We start from the raw sequence: 8,918 nt of genomic DNA on the forward strand, positions 1-8,918 counted from the left end.
TGTTCATAATAAAGACATATTTACGATAAATCTTTTTTAGAGGAACTGACTCCCGTTCTTAACTTTGATATATACCTTTATCTTTTTTAGTGTATGATACTATTATCTAACGAAATGAATGGTCAAATTGTTCAATAAAGGAGGTAGAATACTTGAAAGAAAAAGAAAAAAGAATAATTGAAGCTTCGATTAAGCTTTTTGCAAAAAAAGGATTTAATGCTACCTCTGTGCAAGAAATTGTAGATGAATGCAACATTTCAAAAGGTGCATTTTACCTGCACTTCAAATCTAAGGATGCACTTTTATTATCAATTCTAAACTTTTACTATGAAAAGCTCTTTAGCTCTGTTTATGCTCTCGACGAGGAAGTAAACGATGCCCGCAGCCGCTATATGAATCAGCTCATCTATTTCTATGAATTTATTACAGAGCACAGAGATTTTATTATCATGCAAATCCGGGAAAAATCGATTCCATTTAACAAAGAAGTGGAGACCTTTGTTCATAAAATGCAGCGAGAAACGTTTTACTTTCATCGCAAAAGCCTCGTTAGCGTATACGGAGAAGACGTAACTCCTTATATCTCCGATTTAACGAAAATGATTGAAGGTATTCATCATTCCTTTTTAGAAATTATTATCTTCAATCAATACGAGCTTACCTTTAAAGAAGTCGCGCAGTACATAATGGAACGAGTTGATGTATTAGTAGAAGATTTATTAGCTAGAAAACCTCGTCCCCTTATTCCCGCTTCTTTTGGTGAAGATATATACGGAAAGGAACGAACGACTTTTCTAAGTAAAAATGAGCAGGTAAAACAAGCTCTTGAGGAAATTAAACATCTGCTAGACACCAGCGATCATATTTCTGATGAACACGCAGACAGCTTTCACATTTTACAAACGGAGCTAAAAAAAGATAAGCCTACCGCTGCTATTGTAAAAGGCATGGTTGGAAATTTAACGGAACTTAAACCGTTGGAAGCACCGCTTAATCTTTTAACAGCTTTACTCCAACAAAAATAACAGAAGGCTTGAAGCCTTCTGTTATTTTTCTGCTTTTGAACTAGATACTCCCCCAGATAACACGAACTTCATTGCTTCTTCCGGCTTAATATCTAACCATTCAATTTCTTCTTTTGGAATCAAAAAAGTAAAACCGGCTACTTGAAAAGTTTGTGGAACATAGACAGCGACATGGTCTTTTAACGAGTGAATCACCTCTTCTACTTCTTCAGAGGTCACAAACCCTATGACTTTCATTGACGTGCCGGGCATTGGCACTAAAGCTACTTTTGAAAAAGACTTTTTCTCTCCAAGAAAAGATTGAAATGTATCTTTAATGACACTATATAGCGTTTTAACAAGCGGTATTTTTTCTAACAATCGATCAATTAAGTTAATAATTTTCCCAGCGAAAAAACGGGTAGATAACCACCCTAAGAACGTAATTAAGACAAGCGTTGCTAAGATTCCAATACCAGGTATATAATCCTGCTTCATATAGGGCTTCAATACGTTTCCTAAAATGCTGTCTAAAAAATTAAATACTCTTACCAAAATATAAATAACAAGGATAATAGGGACAATCGTTAAGAGTCCATTAATAAAACTTTTTATGATTGCTTTCATGCAAACACCTCATTTTTCCTGACATACTGCTGTTCATTATACAATGGATTTGTTTTGCTGCGTCTTTTTATTTCTATTCACATACGTATAAACTAGCGACGTTTTATCAAAATAATAGATGGGTACATGAACATACATACTTATATATTTATTTTTTCGGAGGGATACAATTGGGACGTTTAGAATCAAAAATTGCTGTTATTACAGGGTCAAGCTCTGGTATAGGAAAAGCAACTGCTGAGCGCTTTGCGAAAGAAGGAGCGGTTGTTATTTGTGCCGATATTAATTTGGACGGGGTAAAAAAAGTAGCAAAAGAAATTAAAGACGCTGGCGGTGAAGCATACGCCTACTATATCGATGTAGCTGAAGAAGAAAAAGTAAAAGAGTTCACAGCGGAAATTGAAAAGAAATTTGGAAAAGTGGATATTCTTTTTAATAATGCGGGGACAGACACAGAAGGCGGCAAGCTTCACGAATATCCTGTAGAACTTTGGGATCGCTTAATGTCGGTAGATTTACGCGGAACATTTCTTGTAAGCAAATATGTTATTCCGCTGATGTTAGAAAATGGCGGGTCGATTATTAATAATTCATCCGTATCCGGACTGGCAGCAGACTTAGACCGTTCTGGCTATAACGCGGCGAAAGGTGCTATTACCAACTTAACAAGAACCATGGCAATTGACTACGCTCGTGAAGGTATTCGCGTTAACTCAATTGCTCCTGGAACAATTGAAACGCCTCTTCTTGATGATTTATCAGGCGCTGAAGAAGGAAAAAAATTCAGAAAAGCATATGAATGGGTCGATCCCATGGGCCGTTTAGGCAAACCAGAAGAAGTAGCCGGTGCCGTATTATTTTTAGCATCCGATGACAGCTCATATGTAACGGGTGACTGCATTACGGTAGATGGCGGTCATATGGCGTATACATGGCCTGGAAAAATGCTTTACGATAAAATGTGAGAATACAATTAGCTCTATACCTTAAGGTATAGAGCTTTTCCGTTTGCATTTTTTCTTTAAAATAGACGTGACATTATGTCAAGACAGGTGTAAACTTAAAGCAAAATTCTTTGCTTCTAGGAGGAAGACATGAAAACAAAACAATTATCAGAACGTCAGCTTCTTGGCATCGCAGGGCTAGGATGGCTCTTCGATGCAATGGATGTTGGCATTTTGTCTTTTATCATTGCAGCTCTTCACGCTGAATGGGGACTTTCCCCTACTGAAATGAGTTGGATAGGCAGCGTTAACTCGATCGGGATGGCCGTTGGAGCTCTCGTGTTCGGGCTGCTGGCTGATCGAATTGGGCGAAAAACCGTTTTTATTGTGACTCTTGTTCTTTTTTCAGTGGCAAGCGGACTTTCGGCTCTTACTACTACCCTTGCTGCTTTTTTAGTATTTCGATTTTTAATTGGAATGGGTTTAGGAGGAGAGCTGCCTGTTGCTTCTACCCTTGTGTCTGAGACCGTGGCGCCGGAAAAACGCGGTAAAGTGGTCGTCTTGTTAGAAAGTTTTTGGGCGTTCGGCTGGCTACTGGCAGCGCTTATTTCTTACTTTGTAATCCCAGCTTACGGGTGGCAGCTAGCTCTTATCCTAACGGCTATACCAGCATTTTATGCCATTTATTTGCGCATCAAACTGCCAGATTCTCCTCAATTTTTAGAGGCGACAAAGGAAAAGAAACCGTCTATTGCGGACAATGTAAGAAGCGTGTGGTCTAAGCCTTATCGTCAATCTACCGTTATGCTGTGGGTTCTGTGGTTTTGCGTTGTATTTTCATATTACGGCATGTTTTTATGGCTACCTAGCGTCATGGTCATTAAAGGATTTAGCTTAATCAAAAGCTTTGAATATGTATTGATTATGACATTAGCTCAACTGCCTGGCTATTATACGGCTGCTTGGTTTATTGAACGCATGGGCCGAAAATTCGTATTGGTCACATATCTGTTAGGTACGGCTGCCAGCGCATATATCTTCGGAAATGCAGAGTCACTTTGGCTGCTGCTAACAGCAGGTATGCTGTTGTCTTTCTTCAACTTAGGCGCTTGGGGAGCTTTATACGCGTATACACCTGAGCAATATCCGACATCTATTCGAGGCACAGGGGCTGGAATGGCAGCTTCTTTTGGACGAATTGGAGGAATTTTAGGACCGCTGTTAGTTGGGTATATGTCAACCCAAGGTGCGTCTTTAACGATTACGTTCTCCATCTTTTGTGCAGCTATTTTAATCGGTGTTGGTTCGGTTGTTTTTCTAGGAAAAGAAACCAAACAAAAGCAGCTCGCATAAAAAAAAGACGCTCTTTTAGAGCGTCTTTTTTTTTGCTTATTATTTATTTTCTACTAGCTCTTTTTCGCCTGTATCTACTTCCACGTCACGCTGAGCGAATACTTTCTTGGCTACGCTTAAAGCATTTAACACGCGAGGGAAACCCGTATATGGAATTAATTGAATGATGCTCTCCACAATTTCATTCGGCTCTAGTCCAGCTGTTAAACCTGTGTTTAAATGCAGCTCAAGCTGAGGCTCTGTACCCTGAGTAACCAATGACGAAATGGTAACTAAAGCTCGCTGCTTATTCGTTAAACCTGGTCGTGAATAAATGTCTCCATAGGCAAATTCAATAATATATTTCCCAACGTCAGGAGCTAGGTCTTTTAAGTCTTCCGTAATTTTTAAATGAGTCGAAATATCATCGTTACTCGTTAACGTATATTCCATTAATTTATCTAAACCTTTTTGATAACTATTTTGTGCCATGTAAAATCAGCCTCCGTATTTTTTACTGACACCGCGCGGAATCAATGTTTGTTTTCGTGTATGTTTTCTACACTATCTACTTTAACGCACATTCTTTCTTTCGTAAAATACATATATTCAATACAACATATGCATTTTATCTATATAAAACAGAATGCTGTTCATTCATATAGTGAAGGAATTGTTTAGAGGCATATGAAATATATTTATCTTTTTTTAAAATCAATCCTAAATCCCATGAAATTGAAGGATTGGTAATAGGAATTGCTTTTACAACAGCAGAATCCACTTTTGCTGCAATGGACTGTGGAAAGATAGATACACCTAAGTTTTCCGCAATCATTTCACCAATAAAATCCCATTGAGAGCTCTCGTAAGCTACGTTAGGTTCAAATCCTGCTTGTTGACACGCCTGAATAAGCCGGTCGTGAAGCGTAAAATCTTCATTAAATAAAATAAATTTCTCTTGGGCTAGTTCATTAATTTCCACATGAGTTTTAGAGGCCAAAGGATGAGAATGGTGAACATATAAAAGCATTTTTTCAGAGATAAAAGGATTAATATCAAAAAGATGTTCATTTACTGGAAGCACCGCTACACCTAAGTCTAACTCTCCTTTTTCTACTGCTTTTTGAACACGATTGGCTCCGTATTCAATAAGTTTAATTGTGATATCTGGATAGAGCTGCTGAAACCCCTTAATAATCTTTGGAAAGAACAGGACTCCAATCAATGGAGGAATTCCAATTTTAATCATGCCTTTTTTCAGATTCATCACATCATATAGATAAGTCGATAGCTCATCAATGGATGCCATAACTTTTTGTCCTTGCGCATACACAACTTCCCCGGCATCCGTTAAATCAATCTGTCTTGCGGACCGATCAATTAATTCTACTTCCAATTCTTCTTCTAAGTTTTTCACCATTTTGCTCAAGGTCGGCTGTGAAATATGGAGACTTTGAGATGCTTTAGTAAAGCTCCTTAATTTAGCGACTTCTAAAAAATAATTAAGCTGACGAATATCCATCTCTGCTCCTCCTATAGATAAAGCGAATATATTTTATCTTATTTATTCATTTTACCTATTATTTTTTAAGATATACAGATAAAAAATATAAAGAAAAGATGGACACATAATAAATCAATTTACTCTAAATAAGGACAAATGGGATAAAGGCGCTAGTATGGACCGCTTGTGACACGGCTGTTGATTTCCGTGCAAGGCTTCGCTTTCCGCGGGCGGGCGCTGAGCCTCCTCGTCACTTGCGCTCCTGCGGGGTCTCACCTGTTCCGCTTTTCCCGCAGGAGTCTTCGCCTTGCCCTCCAATCAACACCTAAAAGCTACTACATGCACGAAACCTACGCTTACCATAACATCAAAAAATCCGAACGATTTATCGTTCGGATATACCTTCACCTAAAATACTTTTGTCCTGTCCTTTTTTACTACGGTTATTTAAAATATTTTGGCTGCTTGTGCTGCTTGTTCTAAGCCACTTTCAATAATTTCTTGAGCACGATCCGGAAACTGATTATGTCCTTCAATAATAACGGAGTTCACGTCCGTGATTCCAAAGAATTGAAGTACGCTGCTAACATATTTAACGGCCATTTCGACCTCAGTTGCTGGACCTTCTGAATATACTCCGCCACGCGCGTTTAATAACATCACCTTTTTATCGCCCAGTAATCCCACAGGACCTTCTGGCGTATACTTAAACGTTTTGCCTGCTTGATTTAAATAATCAAAGTACGTATGAAGCACGGCCGGCACAGTAAAATTCCAAAGAGGAAAGGCAATGACAATTTTATCAGCTTTCACAAATTGTTCTAGGTAACGATTAGCAACTTCTGCTGCTTTGTTTTCCGCTGCCGTCACTTCTAGTCCTCTTGCTAATTTAAACTGACCGTTTATCATGTCAGCACCTAAATAAGGAAGTTCTTCTTTGAACAAATTTAGCTCCATTATTTCTTCACCTTGGTGCGATTGTTGATAGCTTTCTAAAAACGCATCATATAATTTTACGCTGACCGCTTCACTTGCCGATCTGTCATTTGCTTTTATAAAAAGAGTATAACTCATACTAAAACCTCCACTGATTGTTGATACTCTTATTTTATTCGCTTTGTCCTTGCGTTTCGCACGACTTTATAATGAAATACTTTCATACTTTAGTCGGAGAAATCTTATATAAGTAAGAATTTTTAAAGAGCCAAAAATCACATTGACAACGATAATCATTATCATTAAAATTAGAGAGAAATTATTATTTATCATTTAACGTAAGGGGAGCTTTTTATGTGGTCAAGTTTGGCTTTGTCGCTTCGTGAAGGTTTAGAAGCATCGCTTATCATTGGAATTATTTTAGCTCATGTTACAAAAATCGGCCGAAAAGACTTAAAATATTCCGTCTTTATTGGCGCTGCTGCTGGCCTTATTTTCAGCTTAGTATTTGGCTTTATTGGTTTTAATGAGGCGAAAGAGTTAGAAGAAGAGTCAGAAGAAATTTTTGAAGGAGTCATGATGCTTTTAGCTGCTGGCCTTATTGCTTATTTTATTCTGTGGTTGCACCGAAGCAAAGAAGTGACATCTTCAGTTACATCAAAAATTTCCAAAAGCTCTTCCAAGTGGGGATTAATCGTTTTAGCCTTTTTATCTGTCTTTCGTGAAGGAACAGAACTAATCATTTTTAATCTGACACAAGTGAATCAACACGCCTCTTCTATTGTATTCGGCAGTATAAGTGGCATTTTGCTGGCCGTCGTTATTACATACATTCTGTTCAAAACAGCTATTAAGCTGAACCTTTGGATTATTTTTAAAGCGCTTGGTATTTTCCTTATTTTTATTGGAGGAGAGTTATGCGGTGAAGGTTTGGTTAAGCTATTTGAAGCTGGTGGAGAACCCCTTGAGATAATTGGATTTAGTGTATTTACAGTTGCATCACTGTATCTATTCTTCCAAACGGAGTTAAAAAAATTAAGAGTAAGAAAACAAAAATCAGCATCATGATCATAAAAAAGCCGCCTAATGGCGGCTTTTTTAGTTTATAGATGAAACGGGAAGATGAATCACAACTTCCGTCCCTTGTTCTTCTTCACTTTTAATAAAAATCTCGCCTTTATGCTGGCGGACAATAGTTTGTGCAATCGATAGTCCAAGCCCCGTTCCTCCCGTAGCTCTGCTTCTAGCTTTATCCACTCGGTAGAAACGTTCAAAAATATGTGCAAGATCTTCTTTTGGAATACCAATTCCATAGTCTTTCACTTTGATAATGACATCTTCCTGCTTTTTTTCCACGGTCACTTCAATTTTATTCGTACTGTATTTAATTGCATTATCAAGCAAAATAATCAGCACTTGCTTCATTTTCAGTTCATCCACTTGAATCATAATGGGCGTTTGATCATAATGAAGAACTAATTCTCTTTTGTATACCTGCTGCAGCTGCTTAACGATTTGTTCAAAAATAAGAACAAGATCTGTTTGCTTCATATCAAGCGTTTGTTCTTTTTCCACACTTGCCAGATCAAGCAGCGTTTCAATCATTTTTTGCATTTTGGTTGCTTCCGCATAGATGGTGTCGATCGCATCCAGCGTAATTTCTTCATTTTTAATCCCTCTTCTTCTTAATAAATTAGAATAACTGCGAATAACGGTTAGAGGGGTTTTTAATTCGTGAGAAGCATCAGAAACAAACTGATTTTGCTTTTCAATATTTTCTCGCAAGCGGTCAATCATATGATTAAACGTAACGGTCATACCCTGCAGTTCATCTCTCGTCTCCGTTTGAATGAGAACTTTTTTAGGAACACCGCTCTCTTCAATCTCTTTCATCGTTGTGACCATATTTTTAATAGGATGCATAATGACGCGTGATAACCATCTTCCTCCTAAAAGCGACAGTAAAATGGACACAAGCGAACAAAAAATCAAAATTGATAGCAAAATATCTTTGCGGGTTTCAAAACCAGTCAGGAGCTCACCAATCTCAAGCGTTTCAACGACTTGATTATTGACTTTGACAGGCATGCGAATAACCAATATTTGTTTTTCTCTAATTTTGCGAAGCTTCACCTTTTTTTTCTTTGAAAATTCGGGCTTAATTTTCACCAGATGAGGATCATTTGATACTTGATTAATGACCGTAGAATTTTCTGAGACTGTTCGGATAAATGAATGGTTGGTCAAATAAAATTTTAGTAACTCTGGCGAAAGCTCCACGGAATGATCTTGCTGACCTTTTTGAATAATCTCGCGTGCTTTTTCGAATAAAATGTCCTGTTCCATATTCACCGTAGATTTAGTGAAGGAGAAAAAAACAACGATGTTCATGATTAATAAAATAACCACTAGCCATGCTGTTGTCAGCAAATTAATCTTCGTCGTGATCTTCATGTTTCTCCTCTTTCATCATATATCCTACGCCCCGCACCGTATGAATGAGAGAAGTAGAAAAACCTTCATCTACTTTTTTTCTTAAGTGGCGAATATACACATCAATTACGTTTGTTT

Annotated in this window: 10 protein-coding genes and 1 pseudogene; 4 read left to right on the forward strand and 7 right to left on the reverse strand. The window is 37.7% G+C overall.

Annotated features, from left to right (window positions below; translation table 11 throughout):
* The first annotated feature begins 152 nt into the window (after nt 1–152).
* Entirely contained in the window at nt 153–1,025 is an 873-nt protein-coding gene (locus ACWATA_RS27795; RefSeq protein ID WP_165635040.1) for a TetR/AcrR family transcriptional regulator, read from the forward strand.
* Nucleotides 1,026–1,046: 21 nt separating this feature from the next.
* Here the strand turns inward: ACWATA_RS27795 and ACWATA_RS27800 are convergent, their stop codons facing one another.
* Nucleotides 1,047–1,631, reverse strand: coding sequence for a DUF502 domain-containing protein (locus tag ACWATA_RS27800; RefSeq protein WP_028412076.1), 585 nt, complete (start codon nt 1,629–1,631; stop codon nt 1,047–1,049).
* A 170-nt stretch (nt 1,632–1,801) separates the two neighbouring features.
* Here ACWATA_RS27800 and ACWATA_RS27805 point away from each other — a divergent pair, with 170 nt between their 5' ends.
* Together ACWATA_RS27805 and ACWATA_RS27810 are read left to right on the forward strand one after the other, a co-directional pair.
* Nucleotides 1,802–2,596 carry an SDR family oxidoreductase gene (locus ACWATA_RS27805; protein WP_028412075.1) on the forward strand — a complete coding sequence of 265 codons (795 nt, stop codon included), beginning with the start codon at nt 1,802–1,804 and terminating at the stop codon, nt 2,594–2,596.
* 129 nt (nt 2,597–2,725) lie between these two features.
* The gene (locus ACWATA_RS27810; protein ID WP_033580435.1) at nt 2,726–3,928 is read left to right on the forward strand and encodes an MFS transporter; all 1,203 of its coding nucleotides are present in this window, start codon (nt 2,726–2,728) and stop codon (nt 3,926–3,928) included.
* Nucleotides 3,929–3,967: 39 nt separating this feature from the next.
* On the opposite strand, the gene ACWATA_RS27815 is transcribed toward ACWATA_RS27810, so the two are convergent.
* From ACWATA_RS27815 to ACWATA_RS27830, 4 genes and pseudogenes are all read right to left on the reverse strand, one after another.
* Nucleotides 3,968–4,399 carry a carboxymuconolactone decarboxylase family protein gene (locus tag ACWATA_RS27815; RefSeq protein WP_033580434.1) on the reverse strand — a complete coding sequence of 144 codons (432 nt, stop codon included), beginning with the start codon at nt 4,397–4,399 and terminating at the stop codon, nt 3,968–3,970.
* A gap of 136 nt (nt 4,400–4,535) precedes the next feature.
* Complete coding sequence (locus ACWATA_RS27820) at nt 4,536–5,429, reverse strand: LysR family transcriptional regulator (RefSeq protein WP_033580433.1); 894 nt, start codon at nt 5,427–5,429, stop codon at nt 4,536–4,538.
* Nucleotides 5,430–5,553: 124 nt separating this feature from the next.
* Nucleotides 5,554–5,733 (reverse strand): annotated as a pseudogene (locus ACWATA_RS27825) (hypothetical protein).
* 125 nt (nt 5,734–5,858) lie between these two features.
* Entirely contained in the window at nt 5,859–6,485 is a 627-nt protein-coding gene (locus ACWATA_RS27830) for an FMN-dependent NADH-azoreductase (RefSeq protein ID WP_473050480.1), read from the reverse strand.
* Nucleotides 6,486–6,701: 216 nt separating this feature from the next.
* On the opposite strand from ACWATA_RS27830, the gene ACWATA_RS27835 reads away from it, so the two are divergent.
* A complete protein-coding gene (locus tag ACWATA_RS27835) occupies nt 6,702–7,415 on the forward strand; it encodes an FTR1 family protein (RefSeq protein WP_028412072.1) in 714 nt (237 codons plus the stop codon).
* Between the two features lie 30 nt (nt 7,416–7,445).
* Here the strand turns inward: ACWATA_RS27835 and ACWATA_RS27840 are convergent, their stop codons facing one another.
* Nucleotides 7,446–8,801, reverse strand: a complete 1,356-nt coding sequence (locus tag ACWATA_RS27840; RefSeq protein WP_028412071.1) for a sensor histidine kinase — start codon at nt 8,799–8,801, stop codon at nt 7,446–7,448.
* A partial coding sequence (locus ACWATA_RS27845) for a winged helix-turn-helix domain-containing protein (protein ID WP_473050481.1) occupies nt 8,779–8,918 on the reverse strand: 140 nt, incomplete at its 5' end. The genes ACWATA_RS27845 and ACWATA_RS27840, both read right to left, overlap by 23 nt.

Source organism: Priestia sp. USM5, assembly GCF_058323215.1.